Here is a 19284-nt window from a genome sequence, read left to right as displayed (position 1 = left end):
CTGACCGCTGCCTAAAACTCGAATTGATTAGTCAAATCCTCTAGAAATTCATTGCTTTCAGTCGTCGCAATTGCGACAATACACTTGTAATTGCGCAACCAAAAAGCACACGTAAGAGAAGAGTTTCGTGCTGGTTTTATTGCCGCGCAGTTCCACAATTTCAAGAGAAGCGCGCCTCGAATGAGCCTCCGCCCCCTGCGGAGGCTCATTCATTTTGTGGGTGTTCGAATTCTCTCGGAGAGGACCGGGCTCCCTCACCTTCCGGGCCGCGACAACGACCGGGCGATATCGATAACATCGTCCCTCGCCGCCGTCGGGTCGTCCTTGTTCCAGGCGACGCCGAGCCCGATCTTCAGATCGACACCGCGCACGGGCCGGAGCTCGAAACCACGGTTCGGGAGGTCCTTCGTCCATTCCGGCGCAAAGCCGATGCCAAGGCCGGCGGAGACCAATGACACCAGCGAGAAGGTATCATCACAGCTGTACGCGATATTCCCGCTTAACCCATGGGTCTCGAACATCTCGGAGAAATAGCGCTCCGAATAGGAGAGGTTCTGGCGGGAAAAGGCGATGATCTTCTCACCCCTCAGGTCCTCGATATCGATCTCGCTTCGTAGAGCCAGTGGACTCGTCTTTTCGACGGCCAACAGGTAGCGCTCATGCGCGATCGAAAAGAAGCGCAAGGAGCCGATGTTTTCGACCGGGCGGATGAAGCCGAGATTGATCTGGCCGTTCTCGATCGAGCGGATGATGTCGCTGGTCGAACCGCTCGTGACATGCAACGCGACCTCCGGAAACTTCCGGCCGATGCGCGAAAGAAACGCTGGCAACACCCCTATGGTCGCCGGATACACGGTTCCGATCTTGATCGTCCTCGCCGCCTTGCCGGCTGCAGACCGCGCCACGTCCATCGACAGTCCGACATCACCAATGATCCGCACCGCCCGATCGTAGAACACCTCCCCTGCCCGCGTGAGTTCGACCCGACGCGTCGACCGTTCGAGCAATCGGACACCCAATTCCTTCTCCAGAGCCTGGATGTGTGCACTTAGCGCCGGCTGAGCGATGCACATCCGCGCCGCGGCACGATTGAAGTGGAGCTCTTCGGCCACCGCTACGAAATAGGAAAGCTGGCGTAGTTCCATGCTTACGCTCCACACCTACCGACAACAGCGTTGTTCCGGTGCTTCAGCGAACCCTTACGCTCGAAACAAGCACACAACATGCGATCGGCCGTACGCTCGCGCACGCACCGTTAGGTCGCTATAGTCCGGTTAGAATCACCTGGAGTCATATTGCGCTCCGAGGTTGTAAATAGGCTGTCAAATTCGCCACGTCAAGGCGAAATCGATATGGAGAGGCGATATTGTTGCCGGTTCAATGCAGAATGGCTCGAATAGCGCTTCAAATGAGCGTCAAGGAGCTGGCTGAAGCGGCGACGGTCTCCACCAACACCATCGTTCGATTCGAACGGGGTGAAGGCCTCAAACCGCGCACCGTCGCTGACATTCGTTCCGTCTTCGAACACGCCGGCATAACCTTCCTTGACGGCGATTACACAGGTAGCGGCGGACCTGGCGTGCGACTGAACAAGTAGCGATCACCTTCAACCGGCCGATGGGCCGTTGCTGTCCCGTGATCTGTTTATGGCGTTCAGGCGCCGGCCACGCGTTTACGCTGTAACGCTTGCAACCGGGTTTTTATGCATGGGCGTACCGGAATCAGGAAAACAGACCTTCCCTCCCCTGAGCTATCCACTTAGCGTACATGAGCAGTTTCTGTTGGACTGCACTCCTACCCGCGCCCAGTGAGCCATGGGTGCGATACTCGCCCCGCCTACCAGCGGGGCCTTTCTTTGCGGCACGAAAGTTGCCGTCGCTCGAGCCACACATCAGGACTCTCTCAGAGGCACTGCATGAAAGCTGAAGAAACGTCGCCGAGGTACCTCACTCTTGGAACTGACGGCGCCCTTGCGCAGATTGAATTGAACCGAGAAATTGCTGCGTTGCTCTCGCGGCTTCCGGATGACCCTGCGCTCTACTTCAACCTTGACGAACCACACGTTATGATTCCGCTTGGTCAGTTGGTCAACGCGCGTGCGCGCGAACGAGGCATCATCAATGCGCACCGTCACATGCTGTCGGCGGCGACGGGCAAGGAGAAACGAAACCCCCTCACGGTTCGTCCCTTGGGCGACGAGCTGTGGCTCGTGGTGGATGGGAATTCGACTTTGCTCAACGCGCGTCATTCGAAATGGCAGACGATACCTTGCCGCATAGAATGACCGCACACATGTCAGTGTCTCCGGAGGCGCTGCGGCGGCAACGGACGGGCGTCTACATTTCTCGCGTATGCCGACGGACCGCTGGTCGGTCAGCCAACATTTGAGCAGTCTGTGTCGGAGTCAAAATAACGGCACCAGCAAATTCCGCTTTGTTTCGTAGGCGTGAAAAGCTTTGATCGCTGGTCACAAAGATATCGCGCTGCGCATTCTCATGCGCCCAGAAGGTTTGAGCCGCCCCCAGGCAATTGCGCCACTTCCAGGCACCGGCACTGCAGAGATCCCTCTTATCGAGTCCATTTATCGCGGCAAAGTCAGACCATCGTGCCGGTATGGTTGGAAAAAGGGTTCTGAAAATGAGCCGCTCGCGGAGAACCGCCGCCTCATCGCTCATGATGCCGAATCCATGAAACGAACGACCGTGTCTCGCGATGGGGCGCAGTAAAGTAATCTCGCCAAGGCCGATCTCAACCATGCGTGCGCGGAAGTCGGCAAGTCGGTTGAAGCTGCCGCCTCCGGGCTGACACTCGAAGGAGCTCGAAGCCAAAATCGCGACATCGGCTTCTCCGCGCCTTGCGGCTTCAGTAATTTTCAGGATGTCACCCCGAATCGGTCGACTTTCCTCGACGTCGGCGAAGCAGTTGATATCCAGCGTGAGGTTCAGCATCGGTTCACCGCGTTGTTTCGGGCGCGATGGATGTTAGCGTCTCCCCCTTTCCGGACAAGCCCTTGGTCAAATCTCTTTGGACGCTTGGCGACGCCGCATCAGCAGCCCGTGAAGGCAAAAGTACCCTCCGGCCAGCGCGTCTCGGCGTCCTTCATCGCGCCTGTTCGTGGGGCCATCGTCAGGCTCCCTTTGGCAAGGGCTATGATCGCGTCCCGGTTTCGCGTTTTTGCACCTTCGGACTGAACCGCCTTGCGCCTGAAATACTACAGGGCGCGCGTGGGCGGCCAGAACAATGGCGGCAACGATGGTGGAAACCAGGGCGGCCAGGACGCGGCGGCCAGAATAACGGGCTGCCTGACGGGAACGGCGCAAACGACGGCGACGTCGAAATGGGCCAGATCGCAAGAGACGACGACGTCCGGCAGCCGCAACAACGAATGGACGATGACCCCCAGAGCGAGGACAGCAGCGATGCGTCCTCGTCAAGCAACTCCTCGTCCGAGGGCAGCGACGACGAAGACGGCAACGACGGCCTTGATGGCGGACCGAGAGACGGCGAAGCAAACGGCAGTGGCGAAGTGAGCGACGGCCAGGGGACGACGAGCGATCCGCTGGCAACGGCAAGCCAGTCGAGCAATGAGGCAATCGGTGAGACGGAGCTTGGCGCGAACTCGGTGAACAATCTGGAGTTGCCAACGGTCGCCACGGCCTTGCAAAACAGCGTCAATGATGCGGCCGTGTCGAATTCGTCGGCGCTGGTCTCTTCGACTGAGGGAGATGCCAGCGGTATTGAGGCCAGCATTTCCGTTTCGACGGGAGGTGAATTCGGCGAAACGACGGCAACGACTACAGGGATAGTGACGGAGATCGCGGCAGACACGACCGCCGCGGCAACGGGCGAGGCCGTCGCCGAAACGCTTCCGTTCTTCCTTCTGCTCCTGATTTGAAGCAGGCACACGGCGCCACTTCGTCCACGGGTGGCGCCGTCGAACGGTCACCGCACTTGTGGCGCTTCATCATCAAAGCTGCGACCGCATGCACGGCTTTGCTTGGAAATAGCGCCTATCGCTCGTCAACGCACCCCATTACGGCTTCGGCGCTGCCATGGCGAAGAACGCCGGTGGCGCCTCTCCGTTCTTGTCCGCACCGAAATAGATCGTCTGGTGCGGGAACGGCAGTTCGATGCCGCGGGCGCCGAAAATCCGCTTGACCGCGCCGTTGAGCGCCCGTCCGATCGCCCACTGCTTGCCGGGCGTCGTCTTGATACGCACCCGAACGATGACCGCGCTGTCGCCCAGGCTCTGTACCCCGAACCACTCCATGTCGCCGAGAATGAAATCGCTCAAGTCCGGATCCGATCGCAACTCCTGGAATGCATCGACGAGCGCTGCACGCGCATCCTCGACATCCTCACGGTATGCGATGCCGATATCCCCGACATGGAACGAGAAGTCGCGCATGTGGTTGGTGACCATATCGACCGACGAGAACGAGATGATGTGGTAGGCGCCGTGCACGTCGCGCAGGCTGACGGACCTGATCGTCAGCCGTTCGACCGTACCGGTCGTACCGCCAATGGCGATGACGTCGCCAACATTGATCGCGTTCTCCAGCTGAATGAAGACGCCGTTTATGACATCTTGCACCAGCTTTTGCGCCCCGAACCCGATGGCAAGTCCGAGTACGCCTGCAGACGCCAACAGGGGCGCAATGTCGAGCCCAAGCTGAGACAGCGAGAACATGAGAGCCACCACGACGATAGCGATCGTGGCGGCGTTTCTAAGGAGCGTCAGAAGCGTCGTTTCCCGCGAGGCTGCAATCGAGCCGAAAGCCGGGTTCAAGCGGTAGTCCACCCATGAGGTGAGCGCGAGCCAGGCCGCATAGGCAAAGAGCAGTATGGCAAGAACCGAGGCGAGCGAACCGGTGAACGCCAAGCCAACGCGCGATTGCAGAGCGCCGACCACATCGAACAAGCCAATCGCGCTTGCCACCATCGCCAAGACTGCGGCCAGTATCACCAGGCGAAGGAGCATCAAGAAGCGCGGCACGAGACCGTTCACACGCCGCTCGAGCAGCGGAAGCCGCTCGTTGACATTTTCTGGCAAACGTACGCCCTTCGTCACTGCGCGGGCCAGCCAATCGGCAACGACGAGGCCAAGAAGGATTGCGACGAGCGCCTGGGCGCTCGCGGAAAGCACCAGGAACAGCCGTTCTGAGGGCCCGATCAGAACGACGACAAACAGGAAAGTCAGATAGGCAAGAACGGGCCAATGCCACCGTGCTGCGATAAAGCGGACCTGACGATGCCGTGCGGAATGGTCAGGCGTAGACAACAGCCATTGCGTGACGGATCGCCGGTTGGCGATCGTTGCCGAAATAGCCATGATCAGGGCAACGAGGGCCACCAGCGCCGATGTTGCCTGGCCGGAAGCAGCTGAAACGGTCTGCGACAGGATTGGCTGGAGCAGCAACTGGCCGTAGCCGAGAATGCTGATGATCCAGGCCAGAATTCGACTGGTTCGGCGGGCCGCCTCATCAGACACACGAAGGAGCCGCAACTCGCCGGCTAATGGCGACAACACGGTTCTGAGTGCCACCTTTGCCAACTGAACCATCATAAAGGCGTTCAGATAGAGGGTCTGCTGAACATCCATCCGCCCGATTTCGCCAAAGACCGTAAGCGCAGCCAGGTACCCGCCGCCCCAGGCGGCAACGACGATCCCGACATCGACGGCGGCGGAAGCTGCGATCAGCATCGACTTTTCGACAATCCCGGCTGTTGCAGCCCGTCGGCCGAATGATTGATCGATGCGACTTGTGCAAAGGCGCAAGGTCACGAAGAGCCCGTAGGTCACGACGATGACGAGCGCGAGATCGCGCAAGGTGCGCAAAAGCACCTGCCGCTCGTCGCCGTTCAGCTTTGAAAATGTCGCGGGGGCCGAAGCCAGCTGTGTCGCGAATACGGCAGCTGTTTTGACTGCGTGCTCGGCAAACCGTCGTGTAACGTCCGCTGCCCTTGCTCCGAGCGAGTTGCCGGTGACATCGGGTGCTACGTTTTCGCCGCCCCGCCCGCGGGCAATCTTCCGCAGGCCTCGCGTTCGCGGTCGTCGCGCAGCACGTCGATCAGCTCCTGTAGCTGGGAGAGATCTGACGATCCCGCCGGGGCACCGGGCAAACCAGATTGCTGAGCAAGCGCGGGCGCCATCCCTGCGGCAAAAAGAGAGATAAAAAGCGATAAAATTCGCACGAAGGAAAAGATCATCAGCTAAGCCAGCCATCGTGTTGGAGGAAACAAGGGGCGGGGAAACGGGGTCGTCGTCGCGATCGCTTCTCATTGGCGGGGGGGTCTAAGTGACGACGGGGCCCCATCGGACCCTGATTGTTCCGAATTGAACAGGCCGCCCAAAATCGCCGCAAATCTGATCATAGCCTTGCCGGCGAAAGAATGACCCGCCGCAGAACGCGGCAGGCCGAAGATCCGGAAATCTCTAAATTTTCATCTCAAAAATACGCCTTATGCAGTACAACATTTCGTGCACAGGGGTATATTAGCCACAAAAAAACCACGAATCCCACCCCAAATCGCCATAATCTCACGGGATTGTGAACCTGGGAAAGTCGGTTGATGCGACGTTAAGACGGCACTGGCCAGCAACGATCGGTGTCGAGGCGAAATGCCTCCTGGCGCATTGCAATTGCCTACAACGCTTTTGCGCCGATGATCCCGGGGCTGCGAAGGGGCGAATGATCTGGGTTGTCAAACACCTGTAGGACCATCATCGCCTCTGTCTTGGATTGCGCGCCCCGCAAACCCTCCAGGACGCGCGCCGACCTGAACGGCCGGCATAGTTTTGCAAGTGCCGGCAGGAAACTTTGAAGCTCGCCCTTTGGCCAAAGCACGGCCAGCAATATGTCGACAGGCCTATCATCAGGCGATCCGAAGTCTATGCCGTTGCGAAGCGTCATGAGCACCTTTGCAGGCGAGCGCAAGCCCGGCACCAATGCATGCGGAAGCGCAAATCCTCCTCCAAACCCCGTCGAACCGAGGCCCTCGCGCGCCTCCAGTGGTACAAGTACGTCCCTGATCGGGAATCCAGTCCGCTCCGAAAGATCTTCGGCGATTGTTAAAAGCGCCGATCGCGCGTCGCAGCACGGTGCATTGATAATCAGCTCTCGCTGCCAGTGAAACTCATCGATCTGCATTGCCCCTCCTTACCGGCTTTCCTTGTGTGAGTTCCTTCCAAACACAAGAACCGCCTGACGATGCGCGTGGCGCCCTCACATTTCAGTCGATCTTGAAGGTCATACCTCCACAACAGGTTCGGACTGTTAGGGGTTCAATCAACTCCGTTCACGATCGATCTACATCCCTCCCATCCAACCACCGCAAGATCAGTTGACCTTGGCCGAATCGTCGGCTCGACGCTTATATCATGGCATGATATATGGTCACATACTCAACAAGGAAGAGGTCCGCGGGCGATATGGCCAGCTTGTGCCGCAAGGTCATCACGCTCGCAAAAACAAGACCCGATGCGCGAGACGAGGCTTGCCGCATTTCAATCAAAATGAATGGAACCCCGATGGACCGGTCAAGGGCTTTCGCGCCTGTAATGGATCGAGCGGTGAAGGCTTTCGAGACGCTTGCACCTTCCGATATTCAGAGGCTCACTCATGACAAACAGGAGGCGTCGAAAGCTCTGCGCTCCGCTGCCGGACGATTTCAACGTGATGAATGCGTACATCGCCGATCAACTCGGGATATCGGTGTTCGACTTTGAGCGTTATCACCATTTGGGATTGGTTTCGGTGCGCGTGAAAAAGGACCCGCACCTGCGTCCCGGCCTGCGCCACATAAAGGTGGGCCTGGGAAACCGGCTGTTTGAAGCGGTAACCGATGCTCGAGGAACGATCCTCTATGAGGCTTTGAGGAGCCTCGCCAGAAGCGGTTCGCCCGGGAGGTGAACGGTCCAAGGACCGCGCAATCGAGCCCGGGCCCCGCAAACGAGAATGACTACGTCTGACGCGTCAGGCCTCCATCCTCCTTCAAATCAAGACCCTGCCAATAAGGCTCAACATCTTGCCAAGCAGACCGAGCCGGAAACCCTCAATGCCGATCCCAAACGTAAACTCAGAATCTTGCGCCGGTCCAAAGTCGTTCTGGGTTCTCGTGGCCAGTGGCGAACAAGGGTTGTGTTTTGGTCGGGCGCCATGGCGATCGGCGTTGTCAGTGTCGGCTTCGCCGAACTTGCAGACCTTGCGCAGGCGATGTTCGCAAGGTTCACTTCGGTGAGCCAGTGGGCCTATTTGGCGCCGCTCGCGCTGACACCTCTCGGATTCATGCTGTCAGCTTGTTCCGCGATCAGGTTTTTTCCCAATTCGCAAGGAAGCGGTATCCCCCAAGCGATCGCCGCACGCCATCTGGACGAGACAGAGCGGCCTCTTCTCCTGTCGCTGCGGATCGCTTTCGGGAAGATCGTTCTGACCATTCTGGGGCTCGCTTGCGGAGCCTCGATCGGGCGGGAGGGACCGACGGTACAGGTCGGCGCATCGATCATGCTTGCCGCCGCTCGCTTCGGCGAACTCCCGCACGCGCGAGGTCTCATACTCGCGGGTTCGGCGGCTGGAATAGCGGCGGCCTTCAACACGCCTTTGGCAGGAATCGTGTTTGCAATTGAGGAGATGAGCCGCGCCTACGAATCTCGTTCGAATGGGGTGGTGCTGAGTGCGGTGATCCTGTCGGGACTGGCTGCACTCGGTCTTTCGGGGAGCTACAACTTTTTTGGCGTTTCAAGCGTTGCGCCAGCACATTTGCGCGACTGGGCTCTGATCATCGTTTGCGGCATTGGCGGAGGAGCGCTCGGGGCCGGGTTCAGTGGCCTTGCTCTTCACCTGGGCCAGCGCATCCGGCGCTGGACGCAGCCGGACCAGTTGAAGCGGACGATGGTTCTGGCCGGTCTTTGCGGACTGGGCGTCGCGATAATCGGCATCACCTCGGGTGGCACCACATACGGGACGGGGTACGAGCAGGCGCGGCATGCGATCGAAGGCAATCCTGCACCGCCGCTTTTTTTCATTCAGAAGATCGTCGCGAGCTTCCTCTCGATGATTTCCACGATACCCGGCGGCATTTTCGCACCCTCGCTCTCGGTCGGAGCTGGATTTGGAAGCACTGTGGGCCTGGTCCTCGGCACGAGTATCGGTCTTGGAGCTATTCTTGGCATGGCCGGCTATTTTGCAGGGGTTGTGCAAGCGCCGATGACAGCCTTCGTGATTATCCTTGAGATGACGGGTGCCCACCAGGCAATCATGCCGATCATGGCGGTTTCAATGATTGGGTACATCACGTCGCGAACTCTGTCGCGCGATCCACTCTACCACGGCCTGTCGCACGTCTTCTTGGCAGCCGCCATCAGGGCGAGGCGCGCTTCCCATAAGGCAGGCCAGGCGCCGGGTGATGAATAACGGGCGGCTCGGGCGCGGATCTCAACGCGCCCGTGAACCCCAAAAACTGTGCGATGGGTTGGCGCCCAAACTAGCGCGTTTGCGCAAGCTCGCGAAGCCGGGTCAGCGATTCAGCCAGCAAGGGCTCGTTGGCGAGCATGGCGACCAGGTGCTTCCTGGCCAATGCGTCAAGTACCGTCTCGCCTAATGCAGTCAAGCCGACAAGAACACTTCGTTTGTCGATCGGAGATGGCGCGCGCTCCACAAGGCCGGCCGCCTCAAGCCGGTCGACGAGCTGAACGGCACTGTTGTGCTGCATCAGCATCTCGTCGGCGAGCCCTCGCATCCGGATCCTGTTCTGTTGCGCGGCCTTGATAACCAACAGCGCTTGGTATTGCTGGGAGGTGATGCCCGCCCGCGACAATTCGATCTCGCTGCTGGCAAGGAAACGCCGCATAGCCAACCTCACCCCCGCAAGACCACTGAACACTCCGGGGTCGAGCGGGTCGCCTGGAGTGGTCCCGGAAACTGAAACCGCAGACTTTACACGAACGCTGGAAGGCATGGAACGCATCCTTTATTTATATCATGACATGATATATAGTCGCAGCAACTCCGTGGGGGAGCTTCGCGGGCGCGGCAAAAATACAGACTTCGATGGAAGCCACAACAGGCCGCGCTCGCGATTGTTAATTTTCAATCGTGTCATGGCGAGGGCGCATATTGAAAGAGGTTGCCGCAGTCCACGATGGGGGCTTTGGATCTGCAATAGCCGGTCTCGTTCGGGCATGCGACAGCGTCACGCTCGCGGGGTCCGGGTGGCTGGTGAAAGAGCACGTTATATGACGCGTAGGAGATGGCGAAGCCCACCCCCGCCGCCTTCGGCGGATCTCTTCGTCCAACCGGCATATGTCGCTGACCAGCTCGGATTAACCGGCGACGATTTCGAGCGGTATCGCAACCTTGGAATGATCACCGTCACAGTCGAATACGCTTGTGGTGAGCAGAGAGACCTCAACCGCGTGCAATGCCGTCTTGGCAATCGGGTCTGGGAAGCCATGGTCAGCAGCGACGGAACCGTCGTCTTCGAAGCCACGACTTATCTTCGAGGAAAACGCGCAAAATTGGGCCCCGGTCGATAGGCGGGCGCCCGGTTCGCCCACAATGGAGGCGACTATTCGACGGGCAATTTTTCCGCAAACGTCTCAGAACGCCCCAAGACCCGAGGCCGGGGAGGCAGATCGGTGACCGGCCCCTTGGTGAGGGTGCGTTGTGCGATCGAAAGCACACTGTCGAAAAGTTCGTCGCCTTCTGAGGATTTCGGCGCCGAGGACGTGTGCATGACGCTGATCACGGACGCTCCTGGGCACCTGGTTCGGATCGTGGCGTGAAAGGAACTCTTCGCTTGCAGGTCCAGAGCGCTGGTCGGCTCGTCGAGAAGTAGAAGCCCCGGCCGCAGCAGGAGAATGCGTGCGAGAATGAGCTTCTGCTTTTGCCCTCCCGACAAGAGCTGGTCCCAGGTCTGATTGCTCCTGCCTGCGTTGGCGAGGTCGTCTACAAAATCGGCTAGCCCCACTTCCTCCATTGTTGCAGCAACGTCGGCGTCCCGGTAGATCCGGGTGGAATCGGGCAGGCAGATCAATTCCTTGAGCGACGTCGACGGCAGGTAGACGTCTTGTGCCGCATAGAGCGTGCGCACGTTTTCCGGCAGGATGATCGTTCCCCGTCCGTGGGGCCACAGGCCACTGATCGCTTTCAACAGGGACGACTTGCCGCTTCCAGATTCTCCCAAAAGCAATGCCCACTCGCCCCTCTCGACGCGCAGCCGCTCAGTCGAAACAAAAGGTTCGGCTGCGCCTGGTTGCATGAGCTCGACGTCCTGCATGGTCAGGCCGAAGCGCGGCTCCTGGTGTCGATAGCGCAGCCGCGAGCACCCTGAGCGCGCGTAGAATTCCTTGGGAAACTGGGCTCCCTCGATTGCCTCTGCAAGGTCTGTCACGCGCTTCGCATTCGCTCGCAACCGCGCTATGTCGGGCATCACGTGAATGAACCAGGAGCAGTCATTGATGACTGCGTTCGCAAGCTCGGCTCCCGTCACGTAACCTTGCAGACTGATCCTGCTTTCGGCGTAGGGAAGAAGCCCCGGCGCATAGGCGATGATGCGAGAGGAGAAGAAATTGTAGACGAGCTCAAATCCCATATATCCTGCGGTGAGGAAGTTCAGGCTGCCCCAGGTATGGTCGATCTCGGCGTAGCGCTGTCGGTTGATGCGCTTTTGCACACCTTCCCCGTGAGAGGCTGCGACGTGGAAGCTTCGGTTCAAGAGCGTTGCCAGCTCACGGCGATAGCTTCCTTCTGCCCATTGCATCCTGACATCCAGCCGCTGGAGGATCGCCCCGAGTTTGACTGCAAGATAGGTATTGAGCGGCACGTAGGCCAGAACCGCCGCAAAAGTCACGCAGGCACTGGCGTAGCTTCCAAGAAACTCCAGACCGGTGATTTCAGTGGAGTTAGCGATGATTTTTCCGCCAACGAAGTAAAGCGAGAGCGTAACGCCAGCGATCCCCATGGCAAGGCCAATGGCGCCGCCGGTGAGGCCCTTGATCGATTCCTGAATCCGCTGATCAAGGTTGTCGGGCACTGCCGCGGCGGACGGGGTCGCTTCCGCGGCGCCGTTTTGGAGGTGGAAATGGGTATGATTGCCGTCGAGGATTGCGCTGTTGAAGCGCTCGTCGAGCCAGGCTCGCCACTTGCGATGCAGGGTCGTCGAAAAGTAGTGACGGACCGCGATGAAGCCGATCTCCTTGAGTACGACAATCGCGACCAGAGTTGCAGCACTGTTGAGAAGCGCGCGAAGCGTCGACGGGTTTTGCGGGTGATGAAGGAATGCGATCGCACTGATGAGATCGCCTGACGCTTCGGCGAACCATACGCTCGCCATGGCTGATAGCGCAGTGAGTACGACAATTATAGCTGCGAGCGCCCAGGCCTCCTTCCACCGTTCGGAAAGCCAGTACGCACCCATGAGCCCCCAAAAACCGCGCATTGACGACACAGGGGTCAATCGTGACCGCATTTCACTGGACCGTTTATGCCAGTTCAATAAATTCTCCTTGCCTGAACGCCTCTCAATCCCATCGAAGTCAACTCGCCGGAAAGCACGGCAGCCACTCGCAACCCTGCCTAAATTAGCACCATAGTGAAGCATGTCGTGACGATTGCCTAGTCGCTGCGGGCAATTGCGTTGTCGCAGTGTCCTTTTTGCGACATCGATCCACCGCCGATTTCGCCATCATCAAGCAAACCGCGTCCATTGCCCTGGCGCGATCGGGGCGAGAGCTACGTCGTCATCGATCCGGCGTCCCTTGCTCTTGCCAACGAAAACGGCGTGTGGAAAGCCTATGAGGACACCAACAAGGACGACCTCTCCAAGGCCCCCCAATTCGACTACGCCAAGCTGAAGAAATAAATAGGCAGCCTGCCAATGCGCGCTCGCGATGCGGGGACGTGTAACGTGGTCCTTTGGCGCGAGCGCGCGTTTTGAAGCCTTCTTCAAATACCCGTCATAAGGCTGAGGCTGGATCACTCACAGCGAGCTGCTCGGCGGCACCTCGACGAAAATTGGCAGTTCCTTGAGATCGATCAACGCCTTGGCGCAAACATCGGCGGCATTCGGAACGGGCGCGACGAGACCATCGACTGACGCCCATCCGCCATTCGTAATAAAGTCGTCCCGCTCCCAGCTCGATTTGGATTTGAGCTCCTTCAAATTGTCAGCCGCATTGGCGGCAGAGACAAAGTTGTGGACGCAGATATTCGAGATCAACTCCGCGCGAGCCGTCCTGACCGCTTGATCCGCCATGACGGATGCTCCACCGGCGGTCATCCAGCCACCAAAGGTGAAGCCGACGACCATCGTGAGAAGCGAAGCGCCGACAGTCGACCAGAACCACACTTTCTTCGTGGGTCGATACTCGGACCACGTTCCACTTTTAGCTTCGGTCATAGCAACCTCCTTAGCAAAGGTATATCATACCATGACATAATTTGATCACCAACTCCCGGCCCTTTACGCAGACAGCTAGTTCGGTCGCGGTGTTGCATTGCACCATCGCGTGGGTTAACAAGCCTCATCCACAAGGACCCGGTGAAAATCCGGGTGGCTCTTCTGGCCGCCGATCCGCCAGACAACACATGAACCTGTGCCAAGCGCCACCGATCGCGTCGCGCTCGCAGCCTTCAATTGTGATCCAATCCACCGAATGAATACGCTTTCAAACTACCGCCGGGAGTGGTTCTCCAATATCCGCGGCGACGTCCTTTCCGGTGTTGTCGTCGCGCTTGCCCTCATCCCCGAAGCAATAGGCTTTTCGGTCATCGCCGGCGTGGACCCCAAAGTGGGGCTTTATGCCTCTTTTGCGATCGCATGCGTGGCAGCTGTGGTCGGTGGACGGCCAGGGATGATCTCGGCCGCAACCGCAGCAACGGCGGTCGTCATGGTCACGCTGGTCAAGGAACATGGGCTGCAATATCTCTTTGCCGCTACGCTTCTGATGGGCCTGATCCAGATCGTCGCGGGGCTCCTGAGGCTTGGCCGGGTCATGCGCTTTGTCTCACGGTCGGTCATCACGGGTTTCGTCAACGCCCTTGCGGTTCTCATTTTCATGGCGCAACTCCCCGAACTGCTCGGCGTCTCTATCGAGACTTATGCAATGATCGCCGGGGGCCTTGCGATCATCTACCTTTTTCCGCACATCACCACGGCCGTTCCGTCGCCACTTGTCGCAATTGCGGTTCTCACCTGCATTGCCTGGTCGACGGGGATGGATCTACGCACTGTTGGCGATCTCGGCGAGCTTCCCGACGCACTGCCGGTCTTCAGCTTTCCCGATGTGCCGTTCACCCTGGAAACGCTGCGGATCATCCTGCCTTATTCGATGACACTCGCAGCTGTCGGCCTTCTTGAATCGCTCCTGACCGCGCAGATCGTCGATGACATGACAGACACACCAAGCAACAAAAGCCAGGAATGCCTGGGTCAGGGAGCCGGCAATATCGCCTCCGCATTGATCGGCGGCATGGGCGGATGCGCGATGATCGGACAGTCGGTCATCAATGTTTCATCGGGCGGCCGTGGGAGGCTCTCGACATTCGTGGCCGGAGCCTTCCTGTTGTTCCTGATTGTCGGACTTGATGATGTCGTGCGGATCATTCCGATGGCAGCTCTGGTCGCCGTGATGATCATGGTATCGATCGGTACATTCTCCTGGCGATCTCTCGTCGACTTGAAGCGTCATCCTTTGCCCTCGTCGGCCGTGATGCTGGCAACGGTCGTCACGGTCGTCGCAACGCATGACCTTGCCAAGGGCGTGATCGTCGGTGTGTTGCTTTCGGGAATATTCTTTGCCGGAAAGGTCTCCCGGCTGTTTCGCGTGACACGCCAGGAAGACACTTCATCCAACAGCGTCACCTACCTGGTCGAGGGCCAGGTGTTCTTCGCCTCCGCGCAGCAATTCATGAATGCTTTCGACTTCACCGCGCTGAGCTCCAAAATAACGATCGACCTCAATCGGGCGCATCTTTGGGACATAACTGCGGTCGGCGCACTCGACAAGATCGTGATGAAGTACCGCAAGGCTGGCATCCAGGTCGAAGTTCTCGGCTTCAACCAGGCGAGCGCCGAAATGATCGATCGCTTCGCCTTACACGACAAGGATGAACGCCGCGCCGCCAGCGCGGCAATACACTAAAGCGGCGTCCCGTCCGGCCGCTTGCCACAGCGTCACGCCGATACCACCACGCGCCGAGATCAACTTCTCCAGAAGAATGGGGAGACCAAAACCAGGACGGTCATTACCTCCAGGCGTCCCATGATCATCAGAACGGATAGGATCGCCAGCGCGGGATCGGACATCGTTGAAAAATTCCCAGCTGGTCCGACGACGGGCCCGACGCCCGGTCCGACATTGGAGAGTGCCGTAATAACCGAAGAGGCCGCGGTCATTAAATCATATCCGAGCGCTCCAAGCGCCAATGTGCCGAAGGCCCAAAGCGCAAGAAAGACGGCGAAGAAGAGAAAGACCGCCCGTTGCAGTTCGGGATCTACGGTCGCTCCGCCATATCGCACAGGTGTAACACTGTTCGGATAGAGGATTTGCCTGACCAGCGGCCTGACGGCTCCTATAAGAATGACGAACCTGTAGGCCTTGATGCCGCCTGCGGTCGAGCCGGAACACCCGCCGGCAAATGTCGCGAAAAACGCCAAAGCGACGGCGAATGGGCCCCATAGGGTATAGTCTTCGCTTGCATATCCCGACGTCGATAATATCGACGCCAGATTGAAAAAGGAGTGGGATAAGGCCGTTGCGAACGGTACGCCGTTATAGACCCGATGATAGGCCGCCAGCGCCATAGCCATCACCGCGAGATAGCCAAGGAAGACACGGATTTGCGGATCTCGCAACGCCGTTGTGCTGCGGTTGACCACAAAGAGGATCAGCACGGAAAATGGCAGAGAGCACAGGGTCATGAAAAATGTCGAAACCCACAGAAGCGGCACGCTTTCATAGTACCCGAACGATGCATCATGCGTCGAAAACCCACCGGTCGCCACGGTGGTCATTGCGTGGTTCAGCGCATCGAACTGCGTCATTCCGAACTGATGGTACGACACCGAACACGCCAGAGTGATCACAACATAGATCACCACGAACGCCCGCATGAACGTTGCAATCCGTGCAAACACCTTTTCGTTGGTATCGGACGATTCCATCCGCAGAAACGAAATTCCGCCCACTCGCAAGAAGGGCATCACGAAGAGGCCAAGTGCGACAATGCCGATGCCGCCGAACCACTGCAGCATCGACCGCCACAGCAGCACGCCCGGTGCCATGTGGTCCAACCCGACCATGACGGTCGAACCCGTTGTCGTGACCGCGGATACGGATTCAAAAACTGCCTGCATCAGGTTCAGCTCCCTTGACGACAGCCAAAGCGGAACTGCGCCCACGAGCGAAAAGACAACCCAAAGCAGATTGACCAGCAGGAAACCCATCTTTCGATTGAGCTGCGGGGGCACATCGCGCGTAGCCAAGGCAGTGGCAGCGAAGAAGGCGCCACAAAAGACGCTGGCGCGGGCAAACACGATCCAGTCCCGGTAGTCGCTGTAAAAGTCTGCAAACGCCGGAACCAGCATTGCGCAGGACAAATAAAACCCGAATATCGCGGATATATGGACCGCCGACCTATAGGATTGCGATGACATGACGGCCCTTCGATAAAGGCGGAAAATGAGGATGCGTTCCAGTCAGCCGATCGGCGCAAGCGCGTCGACCGGGCGACAATCATGAGTACTCGTTTCCAGCCGATCATCAATTCTCATGGGCAGACCATTTCCTTCTTTTTTTGATCACCGTCCCACTCGCTCCAGCTGGTCAATGACGCGGACGGCGTCGTCAATACCGCCCTCGTCGCGTATTTGAGAGCTCAGCTGGCGGACGTTATCCCGCACAAAGGGAGTGTCCATCGCGCGCATTAAGGTCGTCATTTCCCCAACCGACAGGCGCTTCACATCAACAGGAGGAGGCCCGGCGCCGAAATCGTGAATGCGCCTTGCCCAAAACCGCCCCCTCAATCCACGATAGATCGCGCTCGGCCTGCCGGCGCGCAACGCCGCGGCTGTTGTTGCGGCTTGCCCATGATGAAAGATCGTATCGACCCTTGAGAGAACCTGGTTCAGGGGCACATCGTCCAGCGCAAGTATGTCTGGTGATCGCAAGCTCCCAACCGATCTGCCTGCCGTTGCAAACAGCACCCGCTTGCCAAGCATCCGCGCGGCCCCGACAGCCGCGCAAGCCAGGTCGTGTGCGAGGCGCTGGGGTAGGCCTGCGAGCGTGACATAGACAGGCGGTACGCCTACCGACAGAAACGTTTCCAGTTCCACAGGGAGCCTGCGATCAGGCTCCTCAAGCCACCACGCGCCCGTAACGTGGATGTGTTCGCCCCAGTCTTTCGGAGTGGGCACCAGATACCGGCTATAGGCGTAGAGCTTGCGATCGGGAGCGTGACGCCCGCGTGCACGCTCTGGTAAACCGAGCGTCTTTCGCCTCCATTTCAGGACCGGCTTGCGAAAGGCACGCTCGAAGTTTTGCTCGACCATCGTGTGGCTCATCCTGTTGAGAGGACCAATCGTTCGCCACGGCACGCTTGGTGTCGGGAAAGCCGAAGTCGGGGTATGAACAGGAAGAGAAGAGGCCAAGATCGAGCGGCAGCCGATACGCTCGACCATATGAGGCGACGCTATCGACTTCGGATGATAGACGATCAGATGGGGCCGGAAAATATGAGCGGCCCGCCACTCGCTCCGCAACAGCTCGTCAATGAGCGCATGAATGTGTCGTGCAGAACGGCCGTTTAACAGGAGCCCACAGAACAGTACTCGGTAGCCTTCATCTGTCTCGCAAAGCGCCAGAATATCGTCCGGCAACGGCTCATATAATACCCCATGCCCTCTTGCCAGCTGTGCAAAGCGGTGCGGTCCTGCTAGCTGGACTGCATAACCGGCCAAGTGTAGCCTCTTGGCTAAAGCGATGAAGGGCTCGACGTCGTCACGCGTCCCATAAACGTGAATACCTATCCGCAAGGCAACCCCTTCAAAGCCCGAGCGTTTGCCGGCCTTCCCCTCAACTGCAATGCAGCATATCCTCGCCAACTGCCGGATCAGGACCGGCGAAAGATGAAAAAGGCGTTCAAGAACATCGACCAGAGGTTTGGCCCCGGTTCAGCCACGGCGCGAACGCATTCGGCAACCGTGCCTGATCGCACGGTTTCACCGGTGTGACAGCTGCACACCAGCTGATGCATTTCAATGTCGCTCAGCCCGAAGAACCGTTTTGCTTCACCATAGCTGTCGTCGTTCAAACCTTCCTTTCGAAGCAGCGGATCTTCGAAAGCGACCTCAAGAGGTGAGCTCTCGCGGCGCATGGAATCGCGAGTCGAAATGGGCTGAAATTCGGTCTCGAAGAGAGTGTTGAGGCGACGGTCAGGCATCTGGTCGAGAAGATCCGCCCAACGTTGAAGCCGCTCCTCGCGCGTCAAGGCATTGCGCTGCATGTCTTCGCGCACGCCGGCGATTCCCACAAGCCGTTCACGAGATTGATGTTTCATGGCCGCCTCCCTGAAATAGTGTTTGACCATTGGCACACACATTCCAACCTGCGCCGTCAGCCTACGTCTCTCAAAATTATATCACAGGATGACTTTCTTTCCGAATCTAACATCGATGCGGGCTCCCGCTGCCGTTTGCCTGGCCCAGTCGATACGAAAGGAGTTTCGCGAACGTTGAACTATCAAGACGAAGGAACGCGGCTCAGCCGCAAGACAACATGATCCGCACCGACAGCACGTTCTGCAATCCTGCGAATACGCTCGACGTCCCTTCGGGACTTGACCCTTCCTTCAATGACGACACGGTCCCCAACAGCACGGAAAGACAAGCTTCGCATCTGCTTTGATGCTTCGGCGGCAAGAACCGTCTTGATAGACGCGATCAGGTGCGTGGCGTCCACGTCGTGAGCACCACGACATCGATATGAAGATGGGATCAAGATCATCGACCGCTCCCTTTGATTGCCCAAATTCCTATTGCTGCTCTTGTTCCATTGAAGCTCACGGGATCGGGGCTGTTCTCGGCTTGACCGCTTGCTTCCTGGAAGGAAGCGAACGAAATTATATCACAGGATGACTTTTAGCGGCACTCGTTGTCCCTTGCGAAGCGGGCTTTGACCCAGCCACGGGTGGTGCGATCACCGCTATAGGGTCGCGTCCCCACAAGTGGTGTAGCTGGGCGGTAGCGAAGCCGCTCGCGAGCGCGCCCTCGACAGCGCCGTAGCGA

The 19284-nt window shown here is 58.5% G+C and carries 18 protein-coding genes and 1 other annotated feature; of the genes, 7 read left to right on the top strand and 11 right to left on the bottom strand.

What is annotated here, in order from left to right; all coding sequences use genetic code 11:
• Window positions 1–254 precede the first annotated feature (254 nt).
• Window positions 255–1145 carry a LysR family transcriptional regulator gene (locus C1A35_RS24725; RefSeq protein WP_104666925.1) on the bottom strand — a complete coding sequence of 297 codons (891 nt, stop codon included), beginning with the start codon at window positions 1143–1145 and terminating at the stop codon, window positions 255–257.
• A 242-nt stretch (window positions 1146–1387) separates the two neighbouring features.
• Here C1A35_RS24725 and C1A35_RS24720 point away from each other — a divergent pair, with 242 nt between their 5' ends.
• Complete coding sequence (locus tag C1A35_RS24720; protein WP_199773022.1) at window positions 1388–1597, top strand: helix-turn-helix domain-containing protein; 210 nt, start codon at window positions 1388–1390, stop codon at window positions 1595–1597.
• 318 nt (window positions 1598–1915) lie between these two features.
• Complete coding sequence (locus tag C1A35_RS24715; protein ID WP_104666923.1) at window positions 1916–2284, top strand: hypothetical protein; 369 nt, start codon at window positions 1916–1918, stop codon at window positions 2282–2284.
• Between the two features lie 52 nt (window positions 2285–2336).
• On the opposite strand, the gene C1A35_RS24710 is transcribed toward C1A35_RS24715, so the two are convergent.
• A complete protein-coding gene (locus C1A35_RS24710) occupies window positions 2337–2948 on the bottom strand; it encodes a hypothetical protein (RefSeq protein ID WP_104666922.1) in 612 nt (203 codons plus the stop codon).
• 26 nt (window positions 2949–2974) lie between these two features.
• On the opposite strand from C1A35_RS24710, the gene C1A35_RS36045 reads away from it, so the two are divergent.
• A complete protein-coding gene (locus tag C1A35_RS36045; RefSeq protein WP_158665153.1) occupies window positions 2975–3895 on the top strand; it encodes a hypothetical protein in 921 nt (306 codons plus the stop codon).
• 138 nt (window positions 3896–4033) lie between these two features.
• Here C1A35_RS36045 and C1A35_RS24700 read toward each other — a convergent pair whose 3' ends face one another.
• From C1A35_RS24700 to C1A35_RS24695, 3 genes are all read right to left on the bottom strand, one after another.
• Window positions 4034–5845 (bottom strand): mechanosensitive ion channel domain-containing protein, encoded by a 1812-nt coding sequence (locus C1A35_RS24700; RefSeq protein WP_158665152.1) that lies wholly within the window; start codon window positions 5843–5845, stop codon window positions 4034–4036.
• Between the two features lie 152 nt (window positions 5846–5997).
• Window positions 5998–6210, bottom strand: coding sequence for a hypothetical protein (locus tag C1A35_RS36040; RefSeq protein WP_158665151.1), 213 nt, complete (start codon window positions 6208–6210; stop codon window positions 5998–6000).
• Window positions 6211–6647: 437 nt separating this feature from the next.
• The gene (locus C1A35_RS24695; RefSeq protein WP_104666919.1) at window positions 6648–7151 is read right to left on the bottom strand and encodes a PTS sugar transporter subunit IIA; all 504 of its coding nucleotides are present in this window, start codon (window positions 7149–7151) and stop codon (window positions 6648–6650) included.
• 471 nt (window positions 7152–7622) lie between these two features.
• Between C1A35_RS24695 and C1A35_RS24690 the strand changes: the two genes are divergently transcribed.
• Together C1A35_RS24690 and C1A35_RS24685 are read left to right on the top strand one after the other, a co-directional pair.
• The gene (locus tag C1A35_RS24690; RefSeq protein WP_104666918.1) at window positions 7623–7913 is read left to right on the top strand and encodes a hypothetical protein; all 291 of its coding nucleotides are present in this window, start codon (window positions 7623–7625) and stop codon (window positions 7911–7913) included.
• Between the two features lie 45 nt (window positions 7914–7958).
• Window positions 7959–9413, top strand: a complete 1455-nt coding sequence (locus C1A35_RS24685; protein WP_104666917.1) for a chloride channel protein — start codon at window positions 7959–7961, stop codon at window positions 9411–9413.
• Between the two features lie 70 nt (window positions 9414–9483).
• Here the strand turns inward: C1A35_RS24685 and C1A35_RS24680 are convergent, their stop codons facing one another.
• Both C1A35_RS24680 and C1A35_RS24670 read right to left on the bottom strand, forming a co-directional pair.
• On the bottom strand, window positions 9484–9957 hold the full coding sequence (locus C1A35_RS24680; protein WP_104666916.1) for a MarR family winged helix-turn-helix transcriptional regulator: 474 nt from the start codon (window positions 9955–9957) through the stop codon (window positions 9484–9486).
• A gap of 609 nt (window positions 9958–10566) precedes the next feature.
• Window positions 10567–12417: an ABC transporter ATP-binding protein/permease gene (locus tag C1A35_RS24670; RefSeq protein WP_234822988.1), complete on the bottom strand. Its 1851-nt coding sequence runs from the start codon at window positions 12415–12417 to the stop codon at window positions 10567–10569.
• Window positions 12418–12705: 288 nt separating this feature from the next.
• Between C1A35_RS24670 and C1A35_RS36035 the strand changes: the two genes are divergently transcribed.
• A complete protein-coding gene (locus C1A35_RS36035) occupies window positions 12706–12861 on the top strand; it encodes a hypothetical protein (protein WP_158665150.1) in 156 nt (51 codons plus the stop codon).
• A 117-nt stretch (window positions 12862–12978) separates the two neighbouring features.
• Here the strand turns inward: C1A35_RS36035 and C1A35_RS24665 are convergent, their stop codons facing one another.
• Window positions 12979–13398 carry a hypothetical protein gene (locus C1A35_RS24665; RefSeq protein ID WP_104666913.1) on the bottom strand — a complete coding sequence of 140 codons (420 nt, stop codon included), beginning with the start codon at window positions 13396–13398 and terminating at the stop codon, window positions 12979–12981.
• A 131-nt stretch (window positions 13399–13529) separates the two neighbouring features.
• Window positions 13530–13585: a sequence feature (sul1 is cis-regulatory element that is thought to sense ions involved in sulfur or methionine metabolism; They are found in Alphaproteobacteria), on the top strand.
• 69 nt (window positions 13586–13654) lie between these two features.
• Between C1A35_RS24665 and C1A35_RS24660 the strand changes: the two genes are divergently transcribed.
• Window positions 13655–15142, top strand: a complete 1488-nt coding sequence (locus tag C1A35_RS24660; protein WP_104666912.1) for a SulP family inorganic anion transporter — start codon at window positions 13655–13657, stop codon at window positions 15140–15142.
• Window positions 15143–15201: 59 nt separating this feature from the next.
• Here the strand turns inward: C1A35_RS24660 and C1A35_RS24655 are convergent, their stop codons facing one another.
• The 3 genes from C1A35_RS24655 to C1A35_RS24645 form a co-directional block, all read right to left on the bottom strand.
• Window positions 15202–16656, bottom strand: coding sequence for a TrkH family potassium uptake protein (locus tag C1A35_RS24655; RefSeq protein WP_104666911.1), 1455 nt, complete (start codon window positions 16654–16656; stop codon window positions 15202–15204).
• A gap of 144 nt (window positions 16657–16800) precedes the next feature.
• Window positions 16801–17958 (bottom strand): hypothetical protein, encoded by a 1158-nt coding sequence (locus C1A35_RS24650; RefSeq protein ID WP_158665149.1) that lies wholly within the window; start codon window positions 17956–17958, stop codon window positions 16801–16803.
• 152 nt (window positions 17959–18110) lie between these two features.
• The gene (locus C1A35_RS24645; protein WP_104667096.1) at window positions 18111–18557 is read right to left on the bottom strand and encodes a hypothetical protein; all 447 of its coding nucleotides are present in this window, start codon (window positions 18555–18557) and stop codon (window positions 18111–18113) included.
• Window positions 18558–19284: the final 727 nt, after the last annotated feature.

It is taken from the genome of Ensifer adhaerens, assembly GCF_002940685.1.
Taxonomy (GTDB): domain Bacteria; phylum Pseudomonadota; class Alphaproteobacteria; order Rhizobiales; family Rhizobiaceae; genus Ensifer; species Ensifer adhaerens_E.
Note: the sequence above shows the minus strand (reverse complement) of the source record. Positions and strands in the feature narration are given on the sequence as shown.